The organism is Streptomyces collinus, from assembly GCF_031348265.1.
Taxonomy (GTDB): domain Bacteria; phylum Actinomycetota; class Actinomycetes; order Streptomycetales; family Streptomycetaceae; genus Streptomyces; species Streptomyces collinus.
Genome location: NZ_CP133771.1, coordinates 4,522,051 through 4,548,495, shown reverse-complemented (window position 1 = coordinate 4,548,495; position 26,445 = coordinate 4,522,051). Strand labels below are relative to the sequence as shown.

General features: G+C 70.0%; 24 protein-coding genes. 13 read left to right on the top strand and 11 right to left on the bottom strand.

Annotation, left to right across the window (positions count from 1 at the left end):
• Nucleotides 1-58 precede the first annotated feature (58 nt).
• The 3 genes from RFN52_RS20660 to RFN52_RS20650 all read left to right on the top strand — a co-directional run bounded on the left by RFN52_RS20660 (nucleotide 59) and on the right by RFN52_RS20650 (nucleotide 4,609).
• The gene (locus RFN52_RS20660; protein WP_184848059.1) at nucleotides 59-2,239 is read left to right on the top strand and encodes a VWA domain-containing protein; all 2,181 of its coding nucleotides are present in this window, start codon (nucleotides 59-61) and stop codon (nucleotides 2,237-2,239) included.
• A 160-nt stretch (nucleotides 2,240-2,399) separates the two neighbouring features.
• Nucleotides 2,400-4,118 (top strand): methionine--tRNA ligase, encoded by a 1,719-nt coding sequence (gene metG, locus RFN52_RS20655; RefSeq protein WP_184848058.1) that lies wholly within the window; start codon nucleotides 2,400-2,402, stop codon nucleotides 4,116-4,118.
• 125 nt (nucleotides 4,119-4,243) lie between these two features.
• A complete protein-coding gene (locus RFN52_RS20650) occupies nucleotides 4,244-4,609 on the top strand; it encodes a PH domain-containing protein (protein ID WP_184848057.1) in 366 nt (121 codons plus the stop codon).
• Here RFN52_RS20650 and RFN52_RS20645 read toward each other — a convergent pair.
• Both RFN52_RS20645 and RFN52_RS20640 read right to left on the bottom strand, forming a co-directional pair.
• Entirely contained in the window at nucleotides 4,591-4,800 is a 210-nt protein-coding gene (locus tag RFN52_RS20645; protein WP_184848056.1) for a DUF397 domain-containing protein, read from the bottom strand. The two genes, RFN52_RS20650 and RFN52_RS20645, sit on opposite strands and share 19 nt — an antisense overlap.
• Nucleotides 4,797-5,672, bottom strand: a complete 876-nt coding sequence (locus RFN52_RS20640; protein ID WP_184848055.1) for a helix-turn-helix domain-containing protein — start codon at nucleotides 5,670-5,672, stop codon at nucleotides 4,797-4,799. The genes RFN52_RS20645 and RFN52_RS20640 overlap by 4 nt, the downstream gene beginning before the upstream one ends.
• Nucleotides 5,673-5,791: 119 nt before the next feature.
• On the opposite strand from RFN52_RS20640, the gene RFN52_RS20635 reads away from it, so the two are divergent.
• Nucleotides 5,792-6,223: an ATP-binding protein gene (locus RFN52_RS20635; protein WP_184848054.1), complete on the top strand. Its 432-nt coding sequence runs from the start codon at nucleotides 5,792-5,794 to the stop codon at nucleotides 6,221-6,223.
• Between the two features lie 113 nt (nucleotides 6,224-6,336).
• Here the strand turns inward: RFN52_RS20635 and RFN52_RS20630 are convergent, their stop codons facing one another.
• On the bottom strand, nucleotides 6,337-6,756 hold the full coding sequence (locus RFN52_RS20630; protein WP_184848053.1) for a hypothetical protein: 420 nt from the start codon (nucleotides 6,754-6,756) through the stop codon (nucleotides 6,337-6,339).
• Nucleotides 6,757-6,910: 154 nt separating this feature from the next.
• Here RFN52_RS20630 and RFN52_RS20625 point away from each other — a divergent pair, with 154 nt between their 5' ends.
• The gene (locus tag RFN52_RS20625) at nucleotides 6,911-7,801 is read left to right on the top strand and encodes an RpnC/YadD family protein (protein ID WP_184848052.1); all 891 of its coding nucleotides are present in this window, start codon (nucleotides 6,911-6,913) and stop codon (nucleotides 7,799-7,801) included.
• A 66-nt stretch (nucleotides 7,802-7,867) separates the two neighbouring features.
• Here the strand turns inward: RFN52_RS20625 and RFN52_RS20620 are convergent, their stop codons facing one another.
• From RFN52_RS20620 to aspS, 3 genes are all read right to left on the bottom strand, one after another.
• Entirely contained in the window at nucleotides 7,868-9,214 is a 1,347-nt protein-coding gene (locus RFN52_RS20620; protein ID WP_184848051.1) for an MFS transporter, read from the bottom strand.
• A 170-nt stretch (nucleotides 9,215-9,384) separates the two neighbouring features.
• The gene (locus RFN52_RS20615; RefSeq protein ID WP_184848050.1) at nucleotides 9,385-10,311 is read right to left on the bottom strand and encodes an intradiol ring-cleavage dioxygenase; all 927 of its coding nucleotides are present in this window, start codon (nucleotides 10,309-10,311) and stop codon (nucleotides 9,385-9,387) included.
• Nucleotides 10,312-10,428: 117 nt separating this feature from the next.
• On the bottom strand, nucleotides 10,429-12,192 hold the full coding sequence (aspS, locus tag RFN52_RS20610; protein WP_184848049.1) for an aspartate--tRNA ligase: 1,764 nt from the start codon (nucleotides 12,190-12,192) through the stop codon (nucleotides 10,429-10,431).
• Nucleotides 12,193-12,347: 155 nt separating this feature from the next.
• Here aspS and RFN52_RS20605 point away from each other — a divergent pair, with 155 nt between their 5' ends.
• The gene (locus RFN52_RS20605) at nucleotides 12,348-14,489 is read left to right on the top strand and encodes an ATP-binding SpoIIE family protein phosphatase (protein WP_184848048.1); all 2,142 of its coding nucleotides are present in this window, start codon (nucleotides 12,348-12,350) and stop codon (nucleotides 14,487-14,489) included.
• Nucleotides 14,490-14,622: 133 nt separating this feature from the next.
• On the opposite strand, the gene RFN52_RS20600 is transcribed toward RFN52_RS20605, so the two are convergent.
• The 3 genes from RFN52_RS20600 to RFN52_RS20590 form a co-directional block, all read right to left on the bottom strand.
• Nucleotides 14,623-15,708 carry an AI-2E family transporter gene (locus tag RFN52_RS20600; RefSeq protein WP_184848047.1) on the bottom strand — a complete coding sequence of 362 codons (1,086 nt, stop codon included), beginning with the start codon at nucleotides 15,706-15,708 and terminating at the stop codon, nucleotides 14,623-14,625.
• 85 nt (nucleotides 15,709-15,793) lie between these two features.
• Complete coding sequence (locus RFN52_RS20595) at nucleotides 15,794-16,771, bottom strand: pirin family protein (protein WP_184848046.1); 978 nt, start codon at nucleotides 16,769-16,771, stop codon at nucleotides 15,794-15,796.
• Nucleotides 16,772-16,944: 173 nt separating this feature from the next.
• Nucleotides 16,945-18,444, bottom strand: a complete 1,500-nt coding sequence (locus RFN52_RS20590) for an MFS transporter (RefSeq protein ID WP_184848045.1) — start codon at nucleotides 18,442-18,444, stop codon at nucleotides 16,945-16,947.
• Nucleotides 18,445-18,594: 150 nt separating this feature from the next.
• Here RFN52_RS20590 and RFN52_RS20585 point away from each other — a divergent pair, with 150 nt between their 5' ends.
• A complete protein-coding gene (locus RFN52_RS20585; protein ID WP_184848044.1) occupies nucleotides 18,595-19,332 on the top strand; it encodes a TetR/AcrR family transcriptional regulator in 738 nt (245 codons plus the stop codon).
• A 92-nt stretch (nucleotides 19,333-19,424) separates the two neighbouring features.
• On the opposite strand, the gene RFN52_RS20580 is transcribed toward RFN52_RS20585, so the two are convergent.
• Nucleotides 19,425-19,889: an SseB family protein gene (locus RFN52_RS20580; RefSeq protein WP_030846788.1), complete on the bottom strand. Its 465-nt coding sequence runs from the start codon at nucleotides 19,887-19,889 to the stop codon at nucleotides 19,425-19,427.
• A 122-nt stretch (nucleotides 19,890-20,011) separates the two neighbouring features.
• Here RFN52_RS20580 and RFN52_RS20575 point away from each other — a divergent pair, with 122 nt between their 5' ends.
• The 4 genes from RFN52_RS20575 to RFN52_RS20560 all read left to right on the top strand — a co-directional run bounded on the left by RFN52_RS20575 (nucleotide 20,012) and on the right by RFN52_RS20560 (nucleotide 24,508).
• Nucleotides 20,012-20,830 carry an intradiol ring-cleavage dioxygenase gene (locus RFN52_RS20575; RefSeq protein WP_184848043.1) on the top strand — a complete coding sequence of 273 codons (819 nt, stop codon included), beginning with the start codon at nucleotides 20,012-20,014 and terminating at the stop codon, nucleotides 20,828-20,830.
• A gap of 134 nt (nucleotides 20,831-20,964) precedes the next feature.
• On the top strand, nucleotides 20,965-22,791 hold the full coding sequence (locus tag RFN52_RS20570) for an acyl-CoA dehydrogenase (protein WP_184848042.1): 1,827 nt from the start codon (nucleotides 20,965-20,967) through the stop codon (nucleotides 22,789-22,791).
• A gap of 75 nt (nucleotides 22,792-22,866) precedes the next feature.
• Nucleotides 22,867-24,165, top strand: coding sequence for a M18 family aminopeptidase (locus tag RFN52_RS20565; RefSeq protein ID WP_184848041.1), 1,299 nt, complete (start codon nucleotides 22,867-22,869; stop codon nucleotides 24,163-24,165).
• Between the two features lie 88 nt (nucleotides 24,166-24,253).
• Nucleotides 24,254-24,508: a DUF6458 family protein gene (locus RFN52_RS20560; protein WP_031118113.1), complete on the top strand. Its 255-nt coding sequence runs from the start codon at nucleotides 24,254-24,256 to the stop codon at nucleotides 24,506-24,508.
• Here RFN52_RS20560 and RFN52_RS20555 read toward each other — a convergent pair.
• Nucleotides 24,484-24,891, bottom strand: coding sequence for a cupin domain-containing protein (locus tag RFN52_RS20555; protein WP_184848040.1), 408 nt, complete (start codon nucleotides 24,889-24,891; stop codon nucleotides 24,484-24,486). The genes RFN52_RS20560 and RFN52_RS20555 overlap by 25 nt on opposite strands.
• 52 nt (nucleotides 24,892-24,943) lie before the next feature.
• Here RFN52_RS20555 and RFN52_RS20550 point away from each other — a divergent pair, with 52 nt between their 5' ends.
• Together RFN52_RS20550 and RFN52_RS20545 are read left to right on the top strand one after the other, a co-directional pair.
• Nucleotides 24,944-25,942 (top strand): GlxA family transcriptional regulator, encoded by a 999-nt coding sequence (locus tag RFN52_RS20550; RefSeq protein WP_184848039.1) that lies wholly within the window; start codon nucleotides 24,944-24,946, stop codon nucleotides 25,940-25,942.
• Complete coding sequence (locus tag RFN52_RS20545; RefSeq protein WP_184848038.1) at nucleotides 25,939-26,430, top strand: LURP-one-related/scramblase family protein; 492 nt, start codon at nucleotides 25,939-25,941, stop codon at nucleotides 26,428-26,430. The genes RFN52_RS20550 and RFN52_RS20545 overlap by 4 nt, the downstream gene beginning before the upstream one ends.
• The last annotated feature ends 15 nt before the right edge of the window (nucleotides 26,431-26,445 follow it).

The window sequence follows — 26,445 nt, the reverse complement described above, 5'->3', positions numbered from 1 at the left end:
ACGTGTCCGTCCTGGCCAGGGATTGACGGCTTCAACTCACGCGAAGGGTTGCGCGCACATGGGCATTCTCACTCGGTTGCGGAACGCGTTCGGTCGGTCCCGCAAGTCACGGACCGCCGAGGCGGAGGGTGCGGCGCGGACGACGACCGCCGGTGAGACCAGCGGGTCCGAGGAGCAGACCGGCGGCGAAGCGCTCGCACCTGCCGACCGGACCCCGGCAGCGACCCCCGCCACGGACCCGAAGGTCCCGTCCCCCTCCCCGGAACGGAACCCCACGCCGAAGGCCGGCGTCCCCGAGCCCCGCACGTCGTCCTCCGACTCGTCCTCCGACTCGTCCTCCGACTCCGACGAACACGACCTGGTGTCGGCGGCCTTCGACAACGTGGCGGTCCCGAGGCCGACGCGCTCGGCGGAGGGGGAGCGGGCGAGTGTTGAGGGCCGGGGGGCTGCGGAGGAGTCGGCCGAGACGGCGGAGCCGGCCGTCGCGGAGGAAGCGACGGCGGCGAAGGCGGAGGCCGAGACCGAAGCCGAGACGGACGCCGAGACTCAGGCCCGGGCCCGGGCCGAGGCGGCTTCGGCGGAGGCGACTCCGGCGGAGAAGCCCGCGCCGGTGGAGGAGACGGTGGAGGCGGAGACGTCCCCCGTGGCCGCTCCGACCACGGAGGAACCGGAGCCGACGACCCCGGAGAAGCCCGAGGTCAGCCCGGCGGACGAGGCTCAGCCGGAGCCCGCGGCGACCACGGACACGAAGGCGGCGGCCGAGGCCGGCGCACAGCCTGACGCGGACAAGACGGAAGCGGACGCGAAGGCTGCGGCCAAGGCAGACGCACCGGCGGAAGCGAAGCCGGAAGCAGAGCCCCAGCCGGAGGCAGTGGAACCGGCAGCGGCAGCGGCCCCTGCCCCGGCGACGGACTCGCAGCAGGCAGCCGAGGCGACGCCCGAATCGGAGCCGAAGCCGCAGCCCGAGGCCGAGGCCCCGCTCGCGCCCGAAACGACGGCCGAGGCCGAGCCCAAGTCCGACGCAAAGCCGCAGGCGGAGCCCAAGGCGAAGCGAAAGGCCACGCCGAAGGCCGGGGCCAAGGCGGAGACGAAGCCCGAGACGGCCCCGGAGGCCGAGGCCGCGGCGGCATCCGCCGAAGAGGCGCCCGCCGTGGCGAAGCCCAAGGCTGAGGCCGAGACCAAGACCGAGGCCGAGCCGAAGGCGGAGGCCGCCAAGGGGCCCGAGGCCGAGGCCACACAGGCGACCGAGCCGAAGGCCAAGGCCGCACCCCAGGCCGAGCCCACACAGGCGGCGGCCGAGCCGAAGGCCGAGGCCGCACAGGAGCCCGAGGCTGAGCCCAAGGCCGAGCCGAAGGCGGAGCCCAAAACCACGCGGAAGGCCACGGCCAAGCCGAAGGCTGAGGCCAAGCCGAAGGCCCAGGCCGAAGCCGCACCCGAGCCCGAGCCCGAGCCCGCACCCGCGGCCGCCGACGGCGACCCGGCCCCTCAGGGGCCACCCGCACCCGGCGACGAAAGCAGCACGGGCGGTGCGGGTGGGAACAACAAGACGGCCGAAGGCGAAGCCGAGGCCGACGGCCCCGCCCTCCCCCTCACCCGCGTGAAGACCCTCGCCCCCGGCCTCACCACCGCCTACAAGGCCGCCACGACCACCCTCGACCGGAACAACCTCACCGGCACCCGCGCCAAGGTCTACCTCGTCCTCGACCGCTCCGCCTCCATGCGCCCGTACTACAAGGACGGCTCCGCCCAGGCCCTCGCCGAGCAGACCCTCGCCCTCGCGGCCCACCTCGACCCCGAGGCAACCGTCCCGGTCGTCTTCTTCTCCACCGAACTCGACGGCACCGGCGAGATCACCCTCACCGACCACGAGAACAAGATCGACGACCTGCACGCGAGCCTCGGCCGCATGGGCCGCACCAGCTACCACGCGGCGGTGGAAGCGGTCCTCGCCCAGCACGACAAGGCGGAAGCCGCCGGCACTCCCGCCCTGGTGGTCTTCCAGACCGACGGCGCCCCGGACGCGAAGACCCCCGCCACCCAGGCCCTCACCGACGCCGCCAAGAGCCACCCCGCCGTCTTCTTCTCCTTCGTCGCCTTCGGAGACCCGGAGAACAAGGCCTTCGACTACCTCCGCAAGCTCAAGACCCCGAACACGTCCCACCTCCTCGCCGGCGAAACCCCCCGCGAGCTGACGGACAAGGAGCTCTACGAGGGCGTACTGGCGAACTGGCGCCCGTAGACCCTCCGAGGCCCCGGCCCCGGCCCCCGTACGCCGCCCGCTTCCCACCCCGTAAAAGGGGAGGCGGGCGGCGTACCCGTGTCAGCTACGATTTCAAGGTTCGTAGACGACCGAGACCACGAGATCGTCACCCCGCGTAGCGACTTGGGAGCAGCCCGCGATGGCTCGACACCTCATCACCAGCGCCCTTCCGTACATCAACGGGATCAAGCACCTGGGCAACATGGTGGGGTCCATGCTCCCGGCCGACGTCTACTCCCGGTACCTCCGCCAGCGGGGCCACGAGGTCCTCTACATCTGCGCGACGGACGAGCACGGCACCCCCGCGGAGCTCGCCGCCAAGGAGCAGGGCGTACCCGTGGACGCGTTCTGCACCGAGGCGCACCACCAGCAGAAGGCGATCTACGACGGCTTCAGCCTGGCCTTCGACTACTTCGGCCGCAGCTCCTCCCCGCAGAACCACGAGATCACGCAGGAGATCGCCCGCGAGCTGAAGGCGAACGGCTTCATCGAGGAGCGCGCGATCCGCCAGGTGTACTCGAACGCCGACGGCCGCTTCCTGCCGGACCGCTACATCATCGGCACCTGCCCGCACTGCGGCTACGACAAGGCCCGCGGCGACCAGTGCGAGAACTGCACGCGCGTCCTGGACCCGACGGACCTGATCGACGCCCGCTCCGCGATCAGCGGCAGCAGCGACCTGGAGATCCGCGAGACCAAGCACCTGTTCCTGCTCCAGTCGGTGCTGGCCGGCGAGGTGGAGGCGTGGGTCGACGAGCGCGCCGACAACTGGCCCGTCCTCGCGTCCTCCATCGCCCGCAAGTGGCTGACGGAGGGCCTGCACGACCGCGCGATCACCCGTGACCTGGACTGGGGCGTCCCGGTCCCGGCCGACACCTGGCCGGACCTCGCCGCCGAGGGCAAGGTCTTCTACGTCTGGTTCGACGCCCCGATCGAGTACATCGGCGCGACGAAGGAGTGGGCGGACCAGGACCCGGAGAACCGCGACTGGCGCTCCTGGTGGTGGGAGTCCGACGCGGACGTCCGCTACACGCAGTTCATGGGCAAGGACAACGTCCCCTTCCACAGCGTGATGTTCCCGGCGACCCTGCTGGGCACCCGCGCCCCGTGGAAGAAGGTCGACGTCATCAAGGCCTTCAACTGGCTGAACTACTACGGCGGCAAGTTCTCCACGTCCCAGCGCCGGGGCGTCTTCACGCACGACGCCCTCGACATCCTGCCGGCCGACTACTGGCGCTACTTCATGATGGCGAACGCCCCGGAGTCGGACGACTCGTCCTTCACCTGGGAGCACTTCACCGCCACGGTGAACAAGGACCTGGCCGACACCCTCGGCAACTTCGTCAACCGCGTCCTGTCGTTCTCCAGGAAGCGCTTCGGCGAAGAGGTACCGGCAGGCGCCGAGCCCGGCGAGGCGGAGGCGAAGCTGGGCGAGGAGATCGCCCGTCTGCTCGCGGAGTACGAGTCCCAGATGGAGGCCATCCAGTTCCGCAAGGCGGCGGCCGCGCTGCGCGCCCTGTGGTCGGCGGGCAACTCCTACCTGGAGGAGAAGGCCCCCTGGCTGGAGATCAAGACCAACCCGGAGGGCGCCGCGCTGACCCTCCGTACGGCGATGAACCTGATCCACCTCTACGCGGTGGTCTCCGAGCCGTTCATCCCGACGTCGGCGAAGAAGATGCGCGAGGCGTTCTCCTTGTCGGACGACTCCGCGACCTGGGTCACCCCGGAAGAGGCCCGCTCCCTGGCCTCCGTCCCCTCCGGCACCCCGTTCACCATCCCGCCGGTCCTCTTCGCCAAGCTCACGGACGAGGACCTGGAGTCGTACAAGGAGCGCTTCGGCGGCGAACCGGCCGCGTAACGGGCGTAACGCGCTCGCTACAGCACGGGGCCCGGGAGAACGAGAGCCTTCTCCCGGGCCCCGCGCTTTGCGAAGATCCCCTCAGGACGGCCACGAAGGCCGCTCCGACTCGACCAGGGGGACACATGGCACTCTTCGGCAACGCACACACCGTGAACCCGCAGTCGGCCCAGCAGGACTACGCCCGGCTCCTCGGCCACGGCGAGCAGGTCCACGCCGCGTTCCTGCTGATCCGCGACACGATCCTCTTCACCGACCGCCGCCTGATCCTGATCGACAAGCAGGGCATCACCGGCAAGAAGGTCGAGTACCACTCGGTCCCGTACCGCAGCATCACTCACTTCGCGGTGGAAACGGCCGGCACCTTCGACCTCGACGCCGAACTGAAGATCTGGATCTCCGGCACCCCGGCTCCCATCGAGAAGACCTTCACCAAGGGCGTCGACATCTACGAGGTCCAGGCGATCCTGACTCAGTTCGTGGCGAGGTAGGGCAAGAAGTCCGCCCAGGCGCCGGGCGTGATGGCGAGTCGGGGGCCCTCGACGTTCTTGGAGTCGCGAACATGCACGGTGCCGGGGGTGAGGGCAAGCTCAACGCAGGAGTTGCCGTCGTTACCGCCGCTGTAGCTGCTCTTGAACCACGCCAGCTCAGAGGTGTCCTCGACAGTGCTCTTGCGGATCATGTCTCCCCCAGCAGTTGCTCGATAAGGGCCAGCGACTCCCGCGGAGAGAGCGCCTGAGCCCGGATGGTGCCATACCGCAGCTCAAGGACGCGCAGGTGTTTGAGTTCGGAGGTCGGACGCCCACTGAACGCGCCGTCGGAGCGCCCCACGGCCGTGCCGTCGGGGAACTTCAGCAACTCGATCCGGCCGTCCAGGCCTGAGTGGGTGTCACAGTCCGTCGGCATCACCTGAAGCACGACGTTGTGCAACCGCCCCACCTCCAGCAGACGTTCAAGCTGCTGACGCCACACCATTCTGCCCCCGATGGGGCGCCGCAGGACCCCCTCTTCCAGGACGAAGCTGAGCGCCGGCGCGGGTGACCGTTCGAAGACCGACTGCCGAGCCAGCCGAGCGGCCACCATGCGTTCCACGTCGTCCGGCGAGTAGGGCGGTTGCGCTGCGCCGATCACGGATCTCGCATGCTCACGGGTCTGCAGCAGCCCAGGGACGATGTGGCACTCGTAGAGGGCGATCTCGGCCGCCCTCGCCTCCAGCTTCCCCAGTTCCCGAACCTTCTTCGGATACCGGACCTTCTTCACGTCCTCCCAAGCCGCCGCGACGAGCCCACCCGCTCCCAACACCTCGTCGGCCTTGTCCAGATACTCCTGCCGGGGAATCCGCTTCCCGCCCTCGACCTTGTAGACGAGGTCCTCCCCGTATCCGACCGCCACCGCGAACTCGGCGGCCCGCATCCCCACCGCCTCACGCCGCAGCCTCAACTGCCGCCCCACCGTGGTGATGACGGCCACTCCCCACTCATCGTCCGGATCCACCTCCCACCCCGCCTCGTCCGCTTCCCCACCGAGCCGACGCACCTCGCCGTCCACCGTCATGCCGCACCCTCCTTCGTACTGCCGACAGCCCGGACAACGGCCGACAAGCCCCGGACAGTCACCCTACGTATCAGCGCTGTCACTGTTCACGGTAGGCAGGCACCGCCACGCTCAGTGATGTGAATCAGGAAAAGTCCACCCAACTTCTCTCGCCGACCGAGCAGTTCAGCATCCTGCTCTCGTCCACGCCGCGCGGCGCCCGCCTGGCCCGGCTCCTCGCCGCGGAGTGGATGCGCACCCGGGAGATGCCTCACCGCGTCACGGAGGCCGCCGAACACCTCGTCGCCGAACTCGCCGCGAACGCCGCAACGCACGGGCGGCTCCCCGGCCGCGACTTCCGCCTCGTACTCCGGACGCGAAGCGAGACCCTCCGCATCGAGGTCACGGACACCCGCGGCGACGATCTCCCCCGCCACCACCCGGCCGCCCCCGACGCCGAGTCAGGGCGCGGCCTCCTCCTCGTCGAGGCCCTCGCCGACCGCTGGGGCGTCGAGCACGGCCCCGTCCCCCGCAAGACGGTATGGGCAGAACTCGACCTGTCACGCCCCTGACCAGTGTGAATGACACACGCACCGGAGCCCGACGGCGTGGGCTCCGGTGCCGTCGCCGCTCTTTCCCAAGAAACACGAGAGGGGTGTCGGCAGCCGGCAGCCCACGACAGGGTCTACGTGTGCAGCAACGCTGCAAGACGGGAAGCGGTCCGCTCGCCCGCCCGCTGCCTGATCAAGCCCTCTTTGGCAGCGGCACGAAGCCTGACCTGCGAGTCGGACGCCCCGCCCTTCGTCACCGTTGCGGTGACCACAACAGGGTTCATACCGCCGACGCCACCAGCGGCTACGACACGGATCATCCGTTGCTCAGCACAGGGTTCAGACCCGAGGCGGACCCTTCGCCCCGCTCGTCCGAGCACACGGGCAACGCGCTCGACGGTGTCTTCGAACGGCAAGGCGACCACCAGGTCGATCTCGTGCACGTTCTTCCTCATGAGCTTGGCCACGAAGCGAGTCAAGCCGCCCCAACCCCCGGCCACGGCAGCCAGAGCGGCAAGCTCATCGGCCAGAAGCTCATCCTCACGCTCGTCCATACGCCCCCGTTCTCGTCGGTCCCCGCGTCGGTCACCTGCTCCACCGGGACGTCGACCCTCGAACACACGAGGGGAACGTTTTTCCCACTCCCGAAAGAGTGAACGCACCTCGTTCCCCGCATGCGCCCGTCTCCGCTGGATCTAGCTTGCGCACATGGTCACATCAACCCATGAGACCTCGCACCGGATCTTCCAGGACCATCCGGAGGTTCTCACCCCCGTCTTCGAGGCGTTGGGGCTGCCGCCGCCCGCCAAGGCGACCATCGAAGTCCTGTCGCCCGACGCCACGGAGCTCAAGCCACTGGAGCGCCGAGTGGATACGGTGCTCAAGGTCGAACCGTCCGAGGGAGACGGCTTTCTCATCGCCGTCGAGGCCCAGACCGCTCCAGCCCCTGACAAGGGGTTCAGCTGGTCCTATTACGTGGCACACCTGCACGCGAAGTACGGCGTGCCCGTGCTGCTCGTCGCTGTCTGCAAGAACCGGCCGACCGCGTCCTGGGCGGCCGGACCCTTCGAGTGCCGCGTCCGAACTTGGACCACGCAGAGCACCCGCCCCTTCGTCCTGGGCCCAAACAACGTTCCGGAGATCACCGACGAGTCCGTCGTGGCCCGGCAACCGGCGCTGGCCACATTCTCGGCCATCGTCCATAGCGAAAGCGCAAACGCCGCCGCCATACTGGAACTGCTGGCCCGCGGGATGCGGTCGTTCGACAAGCCAACAGCGAAGTACTGGTGCGAATGGCTGGAAGTCGGTCTGGAGAATACTCCGGTCCGGGAGACATGGAGAGAGCTGGAGAAGATGGTCGCCACTTACTTCCCGGGCAGGGGAACCCTCTTCGAGGAGACGTACCTGGAGGGCAAAGCCGAAGGCAAAGCCGAGGGCAAAGCCGAGTCCATCCTGAGCGTGCTGGACAAGCGCGGCATCCCCGTCCCCGAGGCCACCCGCGACCGCATCACCACCTGCACCGACCTCGACACCCTCACCCTCTGGTTCGACCGCTCCCTGACGGCCACCACGGCGGAGGACCTGTTCACCGACGCGTGATCGACCGGCAAAGGCAAGGGCCCGCCCCTTCACAAGGAGCGGGCCTCATGCCTGAGTCGGCCCGGGTCAGCGCGCCTCCCCCGCAACCGGCTCCCCCGTCACCGCGACCTCCCCGCCGGACCCGGTCCGTTCACCCCGGTTGGTGTTCCGTACGAACGCCACGCCCAGCACCGCCAGGACCGACGCCGCCGACAGCGTGTACAGGCCCCCGTTCGTGCTGCCCGTCGTGTCCTTCAGGTAGCCGAAGAGCGTGGGGGAGACGAACCCGCCCAGGTTTCCGAGGGAGTTGACCAGGGCCAGACCAGGGGCCGCGATCTTCAGGTCGAGGCCCGACTGGGCCATCGGCCAGAACAGGGTGGCCGCGCACTTGCCGCCGACCGCGGCCAGGGTCAGGGCGGCCAGGCCGAACCAGGGGGAGCCGAGTGTGGCGAGGAAGGTGCCGCACGCGGAGAGGACCAAGGCGATGGCCAGGTAGGGGCGACGGTCCGGGGCCCGGTCCGTGAAGTGGCTCATCGTGTACATCGCGATCACCGCGCAGATCCAGGGGATCGCCGACAGCAGGCCGATCTGGAACGGCGACAGCCCGCCGATCTCCTCCACCAGACTCGGCAGCCAGAACGTGATCGCGTAGCCGGTGAGCGCCATCGCGAAGAAGACCGCGGTCAGGACCGCCACCTGGGGGTGGAAGATCAGCTTCATGCGGGACACCGACGGCGCCCGGTCCCGCGCCTGCTTGTCCCGCGCCACGGCCTCGCTCAGCGCGTCCTTCTCCTCCGGCGTGAGCCACTTCGCGTCCTGGATGCGGGAGACCAGGAAGAACCCGGCGATGAAACCGACCAGGATGGAGAAGGCGCCCTCCAGGGCGAACATCCAGCGCCAGCCCGCGATGCCCCCCGCACCGTGCAGCTCCAGCAGCGCGCCCGTGATCGGGCCCGTCACGATGTACGCCGTCGCCGAGCCGCCCAGGAAGATCGCGCTCGCCCGGCCCCGGCTGGAGTCCGGCAGCCACTGGGTGAAGTACAGCAGCACACCGGGGAAGAAGCCGGCCTCCGCGACACCGAGCAGGAACCGCAGCCCGTAGAACATCCACACGTTGTGGATGAAGCACATCGCCACGATCACCGCACCCCAGGTGATCATGATGCGGGTCAGCCAGACCCGGGCGCCGAACCGCTCCAGCCACATGTTGCTCGGGACTTCGAACAGCGCGTAGCCGATGAAGAACAGGCCCGCGCCGAGCCCGTAGGCCGTGGCGCCGACTCCGACGTCGGCCCGCAGTTCGTCCTGGACGAAGCCCACGTTCGTCCGGTCCATCTGGTTGACCAGCAGCATCAGGACCAGGATCGGCAGCATGCGGCGCAGGAACTTGCCCACCGCACGCTGCTCGGCCTCCGGTATCGCGGCTTCTGACATCGTCGTCTCCCTTGAAGTGCACATACGTGAACAGCAATCACGTACGCGTTCTCGAAGGGACCTTATGGAGGCTCCAGTTCCGGGTCAACGGGTTGAGCAGAAGTCCATGTATGTGAACTTGAGGCGGACGGTCGGGACCTTCCCGCACACGTCCGCCTCACAGGTCCGCGTCAGCCCGCGCTCGTGCCGTCCTGCGTCGCCTCGGGATCGACGCCCATGGTGAGCGTCGCGACGACGCCCTTCGCGATGGCGCCCTTCTTGTACTTCAGCTTCAGCAGGCCGCCCTCGGTGCCGTTGCCCGGGTAGATGGTGTCCTCGTCGAGGGTGGTACGGGTCGTGGTGTTGGTGGAGTACGGCTCGACCTCGGCCGTGGCCAGCACGGACGCCTCGTCGAAGAAGAGCTGCCCGGTGTGGCAGGTCGTACCGCCCTCGTAGCCCGCGTCGGTCCAGGTGCCGTTCACATGCACCTTGGTGTGAATGTGCACGCAGCGGCCCTGATACCAGCCGGGGAAGACCGTACGGAAGACGACCTCGCCCTTCTTGTCCGTACGCCACGTGCCGCGCAGATACCGCTCGTCGTCGGTGGGCTCCTCGTGCCCCCCGCCACCACCGCCGCCTCCGGGGGGCGCGCCCGTGGGAGAACCGGTCGGCGAGCCGGAGGCCGGCGTACCACCCCCTCCGCCACCGCCCCCGCCGCTGCCCATCGCCTCGTAACCCGAGTAGACGCCCAGCGCGTTGCAGTGCCAGATGTCGACGGCGGCGTTGGCGAGGGGCTTGCAGGTGTCGGCGTCGATCACCTTCAGGCGCAGGGTGAGCGGGATACCGTCCTGGTCCTCGGTGACGTCCCGGCGGAGCTTGTCCGCGTCGATGTAGTAGGGGCCTTCGGTCGTCTCGGAGGTCAGCTTGTAGCAGGTCTCGCCGGAGGTTGCGGCCGTCTTCGCCCCGGCGGCCGGCGTCTCCTCGCCGGCGAACGCGCCCGCCGCGAACGTACCGCCGACGCCCGCCGCCACCACCGCACCGGTGCCCGCGGCGATGACCTTGCGGCGTGTCAGATCCCGTTTGTGCTTCGGCCCTTGGGTCTTCTCGTGTCCCGTCATGGGAAGGGAAGTTAGGGAGCGCGGCTGTCAGGAGCCTGAGTGTGAGCTGAGTAAGCGCCCTGGACGCGAAAGTGGCCCGGAACCGGCGACGGTTCCGGGCCACTCACGGGAGATCGCCTACTTCGGCTGCGGCTTGCGCACCGACAGGTGCAGCTCCTTCAGCCGGGCCTCCTCCAGCTCCGTCGGCGCGCCCATCATCAGGTCCTGGGCGTTGCCGTTGAGCGGGAAGGCGATGGTCTCGCGGATGTTGGGCTCGTCGGCGAGGAGCATGACGATGCGGTCGACGCCGGGGGCGATGCCGCCGTGCGGCGGGGCGCCGAAGCGGAAGGCGCGCAGCATGCCGGCGAACTTCTCCTCGACGGTCTCGCGGTCGTACCCGGCGATCTCGAAGGCCTTGAGCATGATCTCCGGCTCGTGGTTCCGGATCGCGCCGGAGGACAGCTCGACGCCGTTGCAGACGATGTCGTACTGCCAGCCGAGGATGTCCAGCGGGTCCTGGGTCTCCAGGGCCTCCAGGCCGCCCTGCGGCATGGAGAACGGGTTGTGCGAGAAGTCGATCGCGCCGGTCTCCTCGTCCTTCTCGTACATCGGGAAGTCGACGATCCAGCAGAACCGGAAGACGCCCTCCTCGAAGTGCCCGGCACGCTTGGCGGCCTCGACCCGCACCGCGCCCATGATCTTGGAGACCTCGTCGAACTCGCCCGCGCCGAAGAAGACCGCGTGGCCGGCCGCGAGCGACAGGCGCTTGGTCAGCTCGGCGACGTTCTCCTCGGTGAGGAACTTCGCGATCGGGCCGGTCAGCGAGCCGTCCTCGGCGACGCGGACCCAGGCCAGGCCCTTGGCGCCCTGCGAGACGGCGTAGTCGCCGAGCTGGTCGAAGAACTTGCGGGGCTGGCCGGAGACGTCCGGCACCGGCAGGGCGCGGACGTGCTTGCCGGCGAACGCCTTGAACTCCGAGCCCTCGAAGATGTCGGTGATGTCGACGAGTTCGAGCTGGGCGCGCAGGTCGGGCTTGTCGGAGCCGTACTTCAGCATCGCATCGCGGAACGGGATCCGCGGGAACGGCGAGGTGACGTGGCGGCCGTTGCCGAACTCCTCGAACAGCTCGGTCATGAGCTTCTCGACAGGCTGGAAGACGTCCTCCTGCTCGACGAAGCTCATCTCGATGTCGAGCTGGTAGAACTCGCCCGGCGAGCGGTCGGCACGCGCGTCCTCGTCGCGGAAGCAGGGCGCGATCTGGAAGTACCGGTCGAAGCCGGAGATCATCAGCAGCTGCTTGAACTGCTGGGGCGCCTGGGGAAGGGCGTAGAACTTGCCCGGGTTCAGGCGGGAGGGGACGACGAAGTCGCGGGCGCCCTCGGGGGAGGTCGCGGACAGGATCGGCGTCGCCATCTCGTTGAAGCCCAGCGCCGTCATCTTGTGGCGGATCGCCGAGATGACCGACGTGCGCAGCAGGATGTTGCGGTGCATGCGCTCGCGGCGCAGGTCGAGGAAGCGGTACTCCAGGCGCCGCTCCTCGTTGACACCGTCCTCGGTGTTGATCGTGAACGGCAGCGGGGCGGCCGCGCCGAGCAGTTCGACCTCGCCCACCTCGACCTCGATCTCACCGGTCGGCAGCTCGGGGTTGATGTTCTCGGTGCCCCGGGAGACGACCTTGCCGTCGACGCGGACGGTGGATTCCTTGGAGAGCTTGTCGAGGGCCTCGTAGGCGGGAGTGCCGGGACGGGCCACGAGCTGCGTGATGCCGTAGTGATCGCGCAGATCGATGAAGAGGATGCCGCCCAGGTCGCGCCGATTGTGCAGCCAGCCACTCAGCCGGACGTCGCTGCCGACGTCAGAGGAGCGGAGCTCGCCGCAGGTGTGGGACCTGTACCGATGCATCGTCGTTCATCCAGTCTTCGCTGATCGGGGTCTGTGTTTCACGTGAAACGCCTCCCCAGCGTACCGTTCGGGCGGAGATCGCCTCCCCCGGTATGACGATCACTCCCTTCCGCTTTCGGTGGCAGTGTGCGATGACCTCTTCCTAGAGTGGGGCAATGCGCACTGGCGAGCCTCTGCCCGCCGTGGGGGAGGTTCTCGCCGCCCTCGCGACCGGCCTGTGGCACTGGGACACCGCCACCGGCCTGGTCACGGTCGATGCGGAGGCGGCACGGCTGCTCGGTCTGCCCGCCGGGCAGACCAGCCTCACCCAAGCCCAGGCCCGGGCCCGTATGCATCCGGTGGACTGGAACGAGATCACCGGCGTGGTCCAGCTCGCCGTCTCCGAGGGCACCCTCGCCGAGGTGCGGGTCCGGATCATGGACGAGCAGGGCCGGGTCGTACGGGTCGTCCGCAGCCGCTCCAAGCCGTCCTTCGACCAGGTGCGCAAGGCGTACGAGCTGATCGGCACCCTCCAGGAGGTCACGGAGCCGACGCCGGGCACCCCGGCCGGGCGCAGCGCGGTCACCGGCGACTGGCGGCGCTCCCGGGAGGCGTTCCTGTTGGACGCCGGCCGGGCGCTGGCCGAGGCGCGTTCCACGCAGGAGGTGCTGCGGGTCACGGCGAACCTGTCGATGCCGGGGTTCTCCCCGGATGGACTCGCGGTGTTCAGCGTGGAGGGCGACCGGCTGACGCTCATCGGCCACCACGGCCCGCACCAGCAGGCGGGCGAGAGCCCGTTCACGCACATGGCACTGGACACGGACTACCCGGCCGCCGAGGTCGCACGGACCGGCCGGGCCGTGTACCTGTCCTCTCCCGAGCACTACCAGTCGCGCTACCCGCTGACCTGGCCGCTCGCCCAGTCCTTCGGCCGCCACTCGTGGGCGTTCCTGCCGCTGACGGTGGCCGGCCGCACCATGGGCGCGTGGATGGCGGCCTTCGCCTACCCGGTCGCGTTCACCCCCGACGAGCGGTCGGTGCTGACCACGGTGGCGCGCATGCTGGCGCAGGCCCTGGCCCGGGCGGGAGTGGCCGAGAGCGAGCGGGCCCTGACCGACGGGCTCCAGCGCACGATGCTGCCCAGGCTCGGTGCGCAGCGCATACCGGGCATGAGCGTCGCCGCCCGCTACGTTCCCACCGGCGGTGGCCTCCAGGTCGGCGGCGACTGGTACGACGTGATCCCGCTGCCGAGTGGGCGGTTCGCACTGGTCATCGGTGACGTGCAAGGCCATGACGTGCGCGCGGCGGGGCTGATGGGCCAGCTGCGGATAGCGCTACGGGCGTACGCCTCGGAGGGGCACCGGCCGGACGCGGTACTGTCCCGCGCGTCCCGCTTCCTGCACGGCATCGGCGACGAGGACCCCGCCGACCCGCGCTTCGCGACCTGCGTCTACGTCGAGGTCGACCCGGCGAACGGGGTGCTGGACATCGCCCGCGCCGGGCATCCCGACCCGGCGATCCGCATGGCCGACGGCACGGTGCTGGCACGGCCGACGGCCGGAGGCCTGCCGCTGGGCATCAAGCCGGACGCCGACTACCCCACCACCCGGCTCGCCCTCGAAGCCGGCGAGACCATGCTGCTGTGCACCGACGGCCTGATCGAGACCGGCGGCCACGACCTGGACAGCGGCTGGCGGCGGCTGCGGGCGATCCTGGAGGAGCACAAGGGCGATCTGGAGGAGTTGGCCGATGCACTGGTACAGGCCGTGCACGGCCCGTCCTCGCACCACACCACCGGTCCGCTGGCCGACCGCCGCGAGGACGACATCGCGATGCTGCTGCTGAGCCGGCAGGAAGAGGGGTGCGGTTGCGGCGGCACCATGGCCGTACGGCTCCCGGCGCGGCGCACCGTGCTGACGGTCGCGCAGGCCGAGCCCGAGCGAATCGCGGTCGCCCGGCAGCAGCTGCGCGAGCTGCTGCACGACTGGTCCTCGCCCGACCAGGTCGACTCGGCGGTGCTGCTGCTGTCCGAGATGCTGACGAACGTCCTCGTGCACACCGACTCCGACGCGCTGCTCGTGGCCGAGATCACCGGCGGGGTGGGGGAGCGGCGGCTGCGGATCGAGGTCACCGACGCCGGTGACGACCTGCCGCACAAGCGCAGACCCGGGGAGCTGGCGTCCTCGGGCCGTGGCCTGGTGCTGATCGAACTGCTCGCGCACGCCTGGGGAGTGGACCCGCGCGGCCAGGGCAAGAGCATCTGGTTCGAGCTCTACGAGTCCGTGGACGGCTCGGGCGACGGGTCCTGGTCGCCGTAACTCCTGCGACGACGGCCCGGACGACGGCTCCCGTTCCCGCGACGATCACGACTCCCGCGACGACGGCCGGGGGCGGCGACGGCCCGTCCCACAGCCGTCACGACTCCGCGACGGCTCCCTGCCCCCACGGCCGTCACGACTCCCGCGACGGCGACCCGGACGACGACGGCTCCTGGCCCCCGTACCGGATGCGCAGCTCCTCCGCCACGCCGAAGGCCGCCGCGGTCAGCGGCACGGCGAGCAGCATGCCGAGGACGCCGGCGACGGACGCCCCGGCCGTGATCGTCACCATCACCACCGCCGGATGCATCTGCACGGTCCGGCTCTGGATCATCGGCTGGAGCACATGCCCTTCCAGCACCTGCACCGCGATGACCACGCCGAGCGCCCACAGCGCGATGACGAACCCCCGGTCGGCCAGCGCGACCAGTACGGCCAGGGCGCCGGAGATGAAGGCGCCGAGGTAGGGGATGTACGCGCCGACGAAGACCAGCGCGCCCAGCCCGGGCGCGCCGGGCACGTCGAGGACGAGCAGCCCGACGGTGATGAGCACCGCGTCGATGAGGGCGATGAGGGTCGTGCCGCGCATGAACCCCTCGACGGCCCGCAGCGCCCGCCGCGCCATGGCCTCCAGGGTGTCGGCCGAACCGCGGGGCGACAAGGATCGCAGGGCCGCGGCGGCCTTGTCGGAGTCGCGCAGGAAGAAGAAGACGAGCAGCAGCGCGAGGACGGCCATGGCGATGGACTCGCCGACCACGCTGACGCCGCTGATCACGCCGGAGGCGGCCGTGCCGCCGAACTTGCCCAGCAGTTCACGGGCGTTGGACGCGAGGTCGTCCAGCGAGGTGCCGGCCGCCCCGAAGTGCTCGGAGACGCCCCGGGCGGCCTCCTTGAGCGAGGCGACGATCTCGTCGCCGGTGTCGATGAGCGCGGCGACCACGATGTACACGGCCCCGCCGACCACGGCGACGACCGCGACACAGGTCAGCCCGGCGGCGACCGACCGGGGCACGCCGGCCTTCACGAGCCGCCGGTGCAGCGGCCCGAGCAAGGCCGTGCCCAGCAACGCGAGCAGCACGGGCACCACGGCCGTCCGGAACTCCACGACCAGCCGGATCCCGACGTAGACGACCCCGGCGGCGAGCAGGAGCAGCGCGCACCAGGCGGCGAGGCGCCGGGCGGGGCCGGGGAGGAGCGGGGCCTGCTGGGAGTCCTGCACCCCTCCACCCGATCACGCGCCCGGCGGGCCGTCCCGTCAGGGAGGCCCGCCAGGGTGACGGGGCGTCAGCCGCCCCGGTGCCGCGTCAGCCCTGCGGACCGCCCGCGGTCATTCCGTGCACCGCCGGCACCGTGCCCAGGCGGCCCTTCTGGAAGTCCTCGAAGGCCTGCATCAGCTCGTCCTTGGTGTTCATGACGAACGGGCCGTAGTGGGCCATGGGCTCGCGGATCGGCTGTCCGCCGAGCAGGACGACCTCCAGGTCGGGGGTGTTGGAGTCCTGCTTCTCGTCGGCCCGGACGGTCAGCGAGGAGCCCGCGCCGAAGACGGCCGTCTGGCCCATGTGGACCGGGCGGCGGTCGGGTCCGACGCTGCCGCGGCCGGCCAGGACGTAGGCCAGCCCGTTGAAGTCCTCACGCCACGGCAGCGTGAGTTCCGCGCCCGGGGCGACGGTCGCGTGGACCATCGTGATCGGGGTGTGCGTGATGCCGGGGCCCGCGTGCCCGTCCAGTTCACCGGCGATGACCCGCAGCAGCGCGCCGCCGTCGGGGGTGGTGAGCAGCTGGACCGAGCCGCCGCGGATGTCCTGGTAGCGCGGGGCCATCATCTTGTCCCTGGCCGGGAGGTTCACCCACAGCTGGAGGCCGTGGAAGAGCCCGCCGGAGACGACGAGGTGCTCGGGTGGGGCCTCGATGTGCAGCAGGCCCGAGCCCGCGGTCATCCACTGGGTGTCCCCGTTGGTGATGGTGCCGCCACCGCCGTTGGAGTCCTGGTGATCGAAGATACCGTCGATGATGTAGGTGACGGTTTCGAAGCCGCGGTGCGGGTGCCACGGGGTCCCTTTCGGCTCCCCAGGCTGATACTCAACCTCGCCCATCTGGTCCATCATGATGAACGGGTCGAGATGGCGGTAGTTGATCCCCGCGAACGCCCGGCGCACCGGGAAGCCCTCACCCTCGAAACCGCTCGGAGCGGTCGTGACGGCGAGCACGGGACGTGCCACGGCGTCGGCAGGCGCGGTCACTCGGGGCAGCGTCAACGGGTTCTCGACGGTCACTGCAGGCATGTCGGTTCCTCCTCGTGTACGCCCAGTTTAGTTGAGCGTTGAACTTCTTGCCACCCCGAACAGAGAAAACCGGGAGGACATTCCCACCCGGGGGACGGCGCAGCTCACCACGGGAGACCGGCATGGCGAAAGGCCGTCACCCCCTGCGGGATGACGGCCCTCGTGCGTCCGCGTCAGGCGACGAGCTCGCGCTCCTCGCCCACGGCCCCCTCGGGTTCACGCTTGCGGTCCCGCATCACCAGCGCGGCCACGACCGCCGCCGCCAGGACTCCGGCCGCGCTGATCGTGAAGGTCGTCGCCATCGAGTCGGCGAAGGCCTCCCGGGCCGCCCGCACCAGCCCCGCGTCACCGCCGGCCACGGCCAGGGCCCCGCCGATGGACTCCCGGGCCTGTTCGGGGGCGCCGGCCGGCATCTCGTCCGCGTAGCCGGAGGTGAGCAGGGAGCCGAGGATCGCGATACCGAGGGCGGTGCCCGACTGCTGGATCGTGTCGTTGAGGGCCGAGCCGACGCCCGCCTTGTCCTCCGGGATGGTGCTCATCAGCGCGGCCACCGCGGCCGGCATGGCCAGACCCGCTCCCAGTCCCAGGATCCCCAGCGCCACGGCCGGGACCGTGAACCCGCTGTCGACGCCGAGCGTGGTCAGCAGCCCGAAGGAGACGGCCATCAGCAGCATCCCGCCGAGGATGACGAACCGGTTGCCGATCCGCACGGCGAGCTGCGCCCCGGCCGCGTTGCCGGCCAGCGCGGCCACTGCCAGCGGCAGGAAGGCGAGGCCCGCCTCGACCGCGGACCAGCCGAGGACGAACTGGAGGTACTGGGTCAGCACCAGCAGCAGGCCGGCGTTGCCGATCTGGACGAGTGCCAGGGAGAGCGATCCGCCGCTGAAGTTGCGGTGCTTGAAGAGGACCAGCGGGACCATCGGCGAGGGGGTCACGTTCTGCCAGGTCACGAAGCCGGCCAGGGCGACCGCCGCGACGGCCAGGACGACGAGGGAGCGGCCTTCGAACGCGCCGTGCTGCGGAATCTCGATGATCCACCACACCAGGGCCGTCATACCCACCGCGGACAGCACCGCGCCCAGCGGGTCCGGCTTCTGCCAGGGCGCCTTCGACTCCGGCATCAGCAGGACACCGGCCAGCAGCGCGAGTCCGACGATCGGGACGTTGATCAGGAAGATGGCCTGCCATGCGAAGTGGTCGATGAGCACGCCGCCGAGCACCGGACTGCCGACCAGCCCCAGCATCGACACCGAGCCCCACGCGGCCATGGCCTTGGGCCGCTCGTCCTCGTCGAAGACGGTGATCAGGATCGACAGCGTCGAGGGCATGATCAGTGCCCCGCCGACGCCCATCGTGATCCGCAGGGCGATCAGCTCGCCCGGCGTGGAGCAGAACACCGCTCCCAGCGAGGCCGCCCCGAACAGCAGCAGCCCGATCAGCATCACCCTGCGGCGCCCGAAGCGGTCTCCCAGGCTGCCCGAGGTCAGCAGCAGCCCGGCGAAGACGAGGGTGTAGGAGTCGAGGATCCACTGCATGTCCTGGGCGCTCGCGCCGAGGTCCTCGGTCAGCGCGGGCACCGCGACCGTCAGCGCCATGTTGTCGACGACCAGGACCAGCGTGCTGAGGCACAGCACGATCAGGATCCACCAGCGCCGTGGATTGCGAGCGTCCATTTCCTCTTCCCCTCCTGCGACCATCCTGCGAACACCGTTCCTTCGGTGCGAACACTGTACGCACAGAGGAACAGCGTGCGCAACCCTTGAGTTCTGTACGCTGATTGCGCACGCTGTTCGCACGCAGAGGGTCATTCAGGAGGAGCGCCCATGAGCAGGAGCAGGACGACGGACAAGAGCCCGATCCCGTCCGTCTGGACCCGTGAACAGCGCCAGACCGACCAGCCCGCGCTCAGCAGGGACGCGATCGTGCGCGAGGCGATCGCGATGCTCGACGCCGAGGGCATCGAGGCGCTCAGCATGCGCAAGCTCGGCGCCCGGCTGAACGCCGGCGCGACCTCGCTGTACCGGCATGTCGCCACGAAGGACGAGCTGATGGAACTCGCGGTGGACGAGGTCGCCGCCGAGATCCACGTCCCGCCGGCCGACAGCCCCGACTGGCGCGCGGCGGTGACCGAGGCGGCCGGGTCCTTCCGTACGACGGCGCTGCGGCACCCCTGGCTGACCCTGGTCCTCGGCCAGGCCGGGCTCGCCTACCTGGGGCCGAACTACATGAGTTTCTCGGAGCGGCTGGCGGCCCTCTTCACGGCCGCGGGGTTCCCCGAGCCGAGCCGGGCGATCGACGCCGTCTTCTCGTACGTCATCGGCATGAGCACGACCGAGGCCGCCTGGCTCACCACGGTCGCCCGCTCGGGCGAGACGGAGTCCGAGTTCGTCGCACGTCTGCTGCCCGCCGCCCAGCAGGCCTCGGCCGGCTACGACCACCTGGCGGCCGCAGGACCCGAGACCAGCGCGCAGGCCGCCGACCCCGCACAACTGCGCGACGACAAGTTCGCCTACGGCCTGGAGGTCGTCCTGGACGGCCTGGCGCTGCGCCTGCCGAAGTGACTACGGGCCGACTCTCAGCCGCCGTCTGCGCGGCAAGGGCGTCTAGCCGTCTGCGCGGCAAGGGCGTCTAGCCGTCTGCGAAGCAATGGCGTCTAGCCATACATCCGGCGCATCGCGAACTCGACCATCTGCTCCACGGCCTTCGCGTCGAAGACCATGCGGTGCTCGCCCTCCATGTCGAGGACGAAGCCGTAGCCGGTCGGCAGCAGGTCCAGCACCTCCGCTCCGGTGATCACGAAGTACTTGGACTCCTTGCCCGCGTACCGGCGCAGCTCCTTGAGCGTGCTGAACATCGGGATCACCGGCTGCTGGGTGTTGTGCAGGGCGAGGAAGCCGGGGTTGTCGCCGCGCGGGCAGTAGACCTTCGACGTCGCGAAGACCTGCTGGAAGTCCTCGGCGGCCATCTGCCCGGTGGTGAAGGCACGCACCGCGTCCGTGAGGGAGGGCGGGGACGGCTCGGGGTACAGCGGCGGCTGCTGCCCGTACCCGCCGGACATCGGCTGCTGCGGAGGGGCGTACTGCCCTTGCGGGCCCGCTGTCTGGTCGTAGCCGTACATGAGCGCAAGCGTACCGAGAGCCGGCGGGCGTCAGGGCCGGTACGGCCCTGACGGCAAACCGACAGCGAGTTGACAGCGCCCGCTCTGTGGAACGCCACGGCCGCCGCTCGTAGCGTCGTGGCATGAACGGACGCCATGACCAGAGCCCGCCCGAGCACGACGGAGGCCTCTCCCACGACCTGCCCGTCCTCGCCCGCCGCCGGATGATCCGGCTGATGGCGGGGGCGAGCCTGGTCCCGCTGGTGGGCTGCACGTCGGAGGAGAAGCCCTCGGCGTCCCCTTCCTCCACCGCGGGTTCCTCGTCCGCGGAGTGCGCGGAGATCCCCGAGGAGACGGCCGGACCCTTCCCCGGTGACGGCTCGAACGGGGTGAACGTGCTGAAGGAGAGCGGGGTCGTCCGCAGCGACATCACCCGGAGCTTCGGCGACTCGGCGGGCGGCACGGCCGAGGGCGTGCCCCTGACGATCACGCTCACGGTGGTGGACGCGGCCTCCGGCTGCGGGACGCCGAAGAAGGGCGCCGCCGTCTACATCTGGCACTGCGACCGGGACGGCGCCTACTCCCTGTACTCCGAGGGCGTCACCGAGGAGAACTACCTGCGGGGTGTCCAGGAGACGGACGACAAGGGGCGCGTCACGTTCACGACCGTCTTCCCCGGCTGCTACCCGGGCCGCTGGCCGCACGCCCACTTCGAGGTCTACGGCTCCCTGGCCGACGCCACCGCCGCCACGTCGGTCACCAGCACCTCGCAGCTCGCCTTCCCGCAGGACGTGTGCGAGGCGGTGTACGGCACGGACGGCTACAGCGGGAGCGTCCGGAACCTGAGCAGCCTCTCCCTGGAGGACGACGGCGTCTTCGGCGACGGCCACGAGCGGCAGCTGGCGGCCATGACCGGCGGCACGCGGGACGGCTACGCCGCGGCCTTGACCGTTCCGGTGTGACCTGTCACAGATGACCGGATGGGGTTGCGCCTTATTACTGGCGGGTAGCATCATCGTAGCTACTTGTTGGTACGTGAACTAGCGCGAGGATCCAGTGCCTCGCCGATCTCTCTACGGAGCCGGGAGCCGTCGCCATGGGGCACTACAAGTCGAATCTCCGCGACATCGAGTTCAACCTCTTCGAGGTACTCGGGCGCGACAAGGTGTACGGCACCGGTCCGTTCGAGGAGATGGACGTCGAGACCGCGAAGAGCATCCTGGAGGAGATGACGCGCCTCTCGGAGAACGAGCTGGCCGAGTCCTTCATCGACGCCGACCGCAATCCGCCGGTCTTCGACCCGCAGACCAACACCGCGCCGGTCCCCGCGTCCTTCAAGAAGAGCTACCAGGCCTTCATGGACTCCGAGTACTGGCGCCTGGGCCTCCCCGAGGAGATCGGCGGCACCACCTCGCCCCGCTCCCTGATCTGGGCCTACGCCGAGCTGATCCTGGGCGCCAACCCGGCCGTGTGGATGTACTCCTCGGGCCCGGCGTTCGCCGGCATCCTCTTCGAGGAGGGCAACGAGGTCCAGAAGCACATAGCCACGTTCGCCACGGAGAAGCAGTGGGGCTCCACCATGGTGCTCACCGAGCCCGACGCGGGCTCCGACGTGGGCGCCGGCCGCACCAAGGCCGTGCAGCAGGAGGACGGCTCCTGGCACATCGAGGGCGTGAAGCGCTTCATCACGTCCGGTGAGCACGACATGTCGGAGAACATCCTCCACTACGTGCTGGCCCGCCCCGAGGGCGCCGGCCCCGGCACCAAGGGCCTGTCCCTCTTCCTCGTCCCGAAGTACCTCTTCGACTTCGAGACCGGCGAGCTGGGCGAGCGCAACGGCGTCTACGCCACGAACGTCGAGCACAAGATGGGCCTCAAGGCCTCCAACACCTGCGAGATGACCTTCGGCGACCAGCACCCCGCCAAGGGCTGGCTGATCGGCGACAAGCACGACGGCATCCGCCAGATGTTCCGCATCATCGAGTTCGCCCGCATGATGGTCGGCACGAAGGCCATCTCCACGCTCTCCACGGGCTACCTGAACGCGCTGGAGTACGCCAAGGAGCGCGTCCAGGGCCCGGACCTCGCGAACTTCATGGACAAGACGGCCCCCAAGGTCACCGTCACCCACCACCCCGACGTGCGCCGCTCGCTGATGACGCAGAAGGCGTACGCGGAGGGCATGCGCGCCCTGGTGCTCTACACGGCTTCCATCCAGGACGAGATCCAGGTCAAGGAGGCCGCGGGCGAGGACATCTCCGCCCTGGAGGCCCTGAACGACCTGCTGCTGCCCATCGTCAAGGGCTACGGCTCCGAGAAGGGCTACGAGCAGCTCGCCCAGTCGCTCCAGACCTTCGGCGGCTCCGGCTTCCTCCAGGAGTACCCGATCGAGCAGTACATCCGGGACTCCAAGATCGACACCCTCTACGAGGGCACCACGGCGATCCAGGGCCAGGACTTCTTCTTCCGGAAGATCGTCCGCAACCAGGGCGCCGCGCTGAACTCCCTCGCCGAGGACATCAAGAAGTTCCTGGCGCTCGGTGAGGGCGGCGAAGAGCTGGGCGCGGCCCGCGAGCACCTCGCCAAGGCCGCGGTCGAGCTGGAGGCCATCGTCGGCCTGATGCTCACCGACCTCGCCGCCACCGAGCAGGACGTCAAGAACATCTACAAGGTGGGCCTGAACACCACCCGCCTGCTGATGGCCTCCGGTGACGTCGTCGTCGGATACCTGCTGCTCAAGGGCGCCGCGGTCGCCGCCGAGAAGCTGGAGACCGCGTCCGTAAAGGACAAGGCCTTCTACACCGGCAAGATCGCCGCCGCGAAGTTCTTCGCCGCCAACGTCCTGCCGGGCGTCACCCTGGCCCGCAAGGTCGCCGAGGGTGTCGAGCTGGACCTGATGGAGCTGGACGAGGCCGCGTTCTAGATCATCACGTCCGCTGTTCGAGGGCCTGTTCCCCTACGCCGGGAACGGGCCCTCGTCCGTCGTTAAGGTGAACCCATGACCGAACCAGCCCGCTTCGACCGCGGCCACACCGACGACCTCATGACCTTCCTGGCGGCGAGCCCCACGCCGTACCACGCCGTGGCCACAGCCGCCGAGCGACTGGAGAAGGCCGGCTTCAAGCAGGTCGCCGAGACGGACGCGTGGGACGGGACGAGCGGCGGCAAGTACGTGCTGCGCGGCGGCGCGATCGTCGCCTGGTACGTGCCGGAGGGCGCCGCACCCCACACGCCGTTCCGGATCGTCGGTGCCCACACCGACTCCCCCAACCTGCGCGTCAAGCCGCTCCCCGACACCGGGGCGCACGGCTGGCGCCAGGTGGCCGTGGAGATCTACGGCGGACCGCTGCTCAACTCCTGGCTGGACCGCGATCTCGGCATCGCGGGCCGGCTGACCCTGCGCGACGGCTCGACGCGCCTGGTGAACGTGGACCGGCCGCTGCTGCGCGTTCCGCAGCTCGCCATCCACCTCGACCGCTCGGTGACGGCCGACGGCCTCAAGCTCGACAAGCAGCGGCACATGCAGCCGGTCTGGGGCCTCGGCCGCGACGTCCGCGACGGCGATCTGATCGCCTTCCTGGAGGAGACGGCCGGCATCCCCGCGGGCGAGGTCACCGGCTGGGACCTGATGACGCACTCCGTGGAACCGCCCGCCTACCTGGGCCGCGACCGCGAGCTGCTGGCCGGCCCGCGCATGGACAACCTGCTGTCGGTGCACGCCGGCACCGCCGCCCTCGCGGCCGTCGCCTCCTCCTCGTCGCAGCCGGCCTCCATCCCGGTCCTGGCCGCCTTCGACCACGAGGAGAACGGCTCCCAGTCGGACACCGGCGCGGACGGGCCGCTGCTCGGCAACGTGCTGGAACGCTCGGTGTTCGCCCGCGGCGGCACCTACGAGGACCGGGCCCGCGCCTTCGCCGGCACCGTCTGTCTGTCCTCCGACACGGGCCACGCCGTCCACCCCAACTACGCGGAGCGGCACGACCCGACGCACCACCCGCGCGTCAACGGCGGCCCGATCCTCAAGGTCAACGTCAACAACCGCTACGCCACGGACGGTTCGGGCCGGGCGGAGTTCACGGCGGCCTGCGAGGCGGCCGACGTGCCCTTCCAGTCGTTCGTCTCCAACAACTCCATGCCCTGTGGCACCACGATCGGCCCGATCACCGCCGCGCGGCACGGCATCAAGACCGTCGACATCGGCGTGGCCATCCTGTCGATGCACAGCGTGCGCGAACTGTGCGGCGCCGACGACCCGTTCCTCCTCGCGGGCGCGCTGACCGCGTTCCTGGAGAGGTAGAACGGGCCGTCACCGCATGGGTGTTCCCTTCAGGGGTACTCGGTGTTCCGGGACCGGAACGACCGGACCGTACAGGGAGGCGACACACATGGGCCTCGGCGGATGCATCATCCTCATCGCCGTGGGAGCCATCCTCACGTTCGCGACCGACTGGGACATGCAGGGGGTCAACCTCGACCTGGTCGGCATCATTCTGATGATCGTCGGACTGATCGGCGTCACCACGTTCAGCAGCATCGCCAGGCGCCGTCGCGTGGTGGTGCCCCCCACGACCCCGGTCGTGGACGACCCGGCTGTGCACCACCACCGCCGTGACGGCTACAGCGACGGATACGGGGTGTAGGGCCGTCCCGTCGTGGCGTCCACATGGTCCGGGACCTCGTCGTGGCGGTCGCCGACCGTCACGGTGCCCGTGGGTTCGAACATGAGGATCGCCGTGGGAACGGAGGCGGACGGCTTGTGTTCGGTGCCCCGGGGCACCGTGAAGACGCTGCCCCGGGGCAGGACCACCGTGCGCTCGCCGGCCGGTTCGCGCAGGGCGATGTGGAGTTCACCGTCGAGGACGAGGAAGAACTCGTCGGTGTGGTCGTGGACGTGCCAGACGTGTTCGCCCTCCACCTTGGCGATACGCACGTCGTAGTCGTTGACGGCGGTGACGATGCGGGGGCTCCAGCAGTCGGTGAAGGAGGCCAGGGCCTGGGCGAGGGAGACGGGTTCCTGGGTCATGAGGGGATCCTGCGGGATGCCGCGGACGCCGTGCGAGTGCTAGGAATCGCACATGTCGCAAGAATCCTCGCAGCGCCCGCACCGGGTCGCCGTGATCGTCGACGAGGGCACCAATCCCTTCGAGGTCGGGGTGGCCACCGAGCTGTTCGGGCTGCCGCGGCCCGAACTGGCGCTGCCGGGGCCGTTGTACGAGGTGACGCTGTGCGCGCCCGCGCCGGAGATCCGGATGAACCACGGCTTCTTCACGCTCACCGGAGTCCGGGACCTCGACGCCGTTGCGGAGGCGGACACGCTGGTCGTGCCGGGCCGGCCCGACAACGTCGTACCGCGCGGCCCCGACGTCCTCGACGCCATCCGGCGCGCACACGCGCGTGGCGCCCGGGTCATGAGCTTCTGCACCGGCACCTTCGCCCTCGCCGAGGCCGGGCTGCTGGACGGGCGGCGGGCCGCGACCCACTGGCGCTGGGCGGACTCCTTCCGCCGGCTGCACCCGGAGGTGCTGCTGGAGCCGGACGTGCTGTTCGTCGACGAGGGCGACCTCCTCACCGCCGCCGGCAGCGCGGCCGCGCTCGACCTCGGGCTGTACATCTGGCGGCGTGACCACGGCGCGGAGATCGCCAACCACGTCTCCCGCCGGCTGGTGTTCGCCGCGCACCGCGACGGCGGGCAGCGGCAGTTCGTGGAGCGGCCGGTCCCTCAGGTGCGGGACGAGTCGCTGGCCCCGCTGCTGGCCTGGGCGCAGGAGCGGCTGGGCGAGCCGCTGACGGTGGCGGAGCTGGCCGCACACGCGCGGGTCAGCCCCGCCACGCTGCACCGCCGCTTCCGTGCCCAGCTGGGGACGACGCCGCTGGCCTGGCTGACCTCGGAGCGCGTGACGCTGGCCTGCCGGCTCATCGAGCGGGGCGAGGAGCGGCTGGACGTGGTGGCGGCCAGGAGCGGGCTCGGCAGCGCCGCCAACCTGCGGGCGCGGCTGCGGCAGGCGACCGGGCTCAGCCCGTCGGCCTACAGGCGGCGTTTCGGAAGCGGCGGCGGGGAAGCCCTGGTGTCATGAGATTCCTCGTGTACGACCGGCTCCTCGGCTTCGGTGACGACTACTGGATCGAGGACGACCACGGCAGCAAGGTCTTCCTCGTCGACGGCAAGGCCCTGCGGCTGCGGGACACCTGGGAGCTGAAGGACACCCAGGGGCGCGTCCTCGTCGACATCCACCAGAAGATGCTCGCCCTGCGCGACACCATGGTGCTCCAGCGGAGCGGGGAGCCGCTGGCGACGATCCGCCGCAAGCGGCTGTCCCTGCTGCGCAACCACTACCGGGTGTCCCTCGCCGACGGCAACGAGCTGGACGTCAGCGGCAAGATCCTCGACCGGGAGTTCGCCGTCGAGTACGACGGTGAGCTGCTGGCGGTGATCTCCCGGCGCTGGCTGACCCTGCGGGACACCTACGGCGTGGACGTCGTCCGCGAGGACGCCGATCCGGCGCTGCTGATCGCGGTGGCCGTGTGCGTGATCCACCTGGCGGAGAAGGAGCGGGAGGACTGAGCCGTCCGGGCCGCC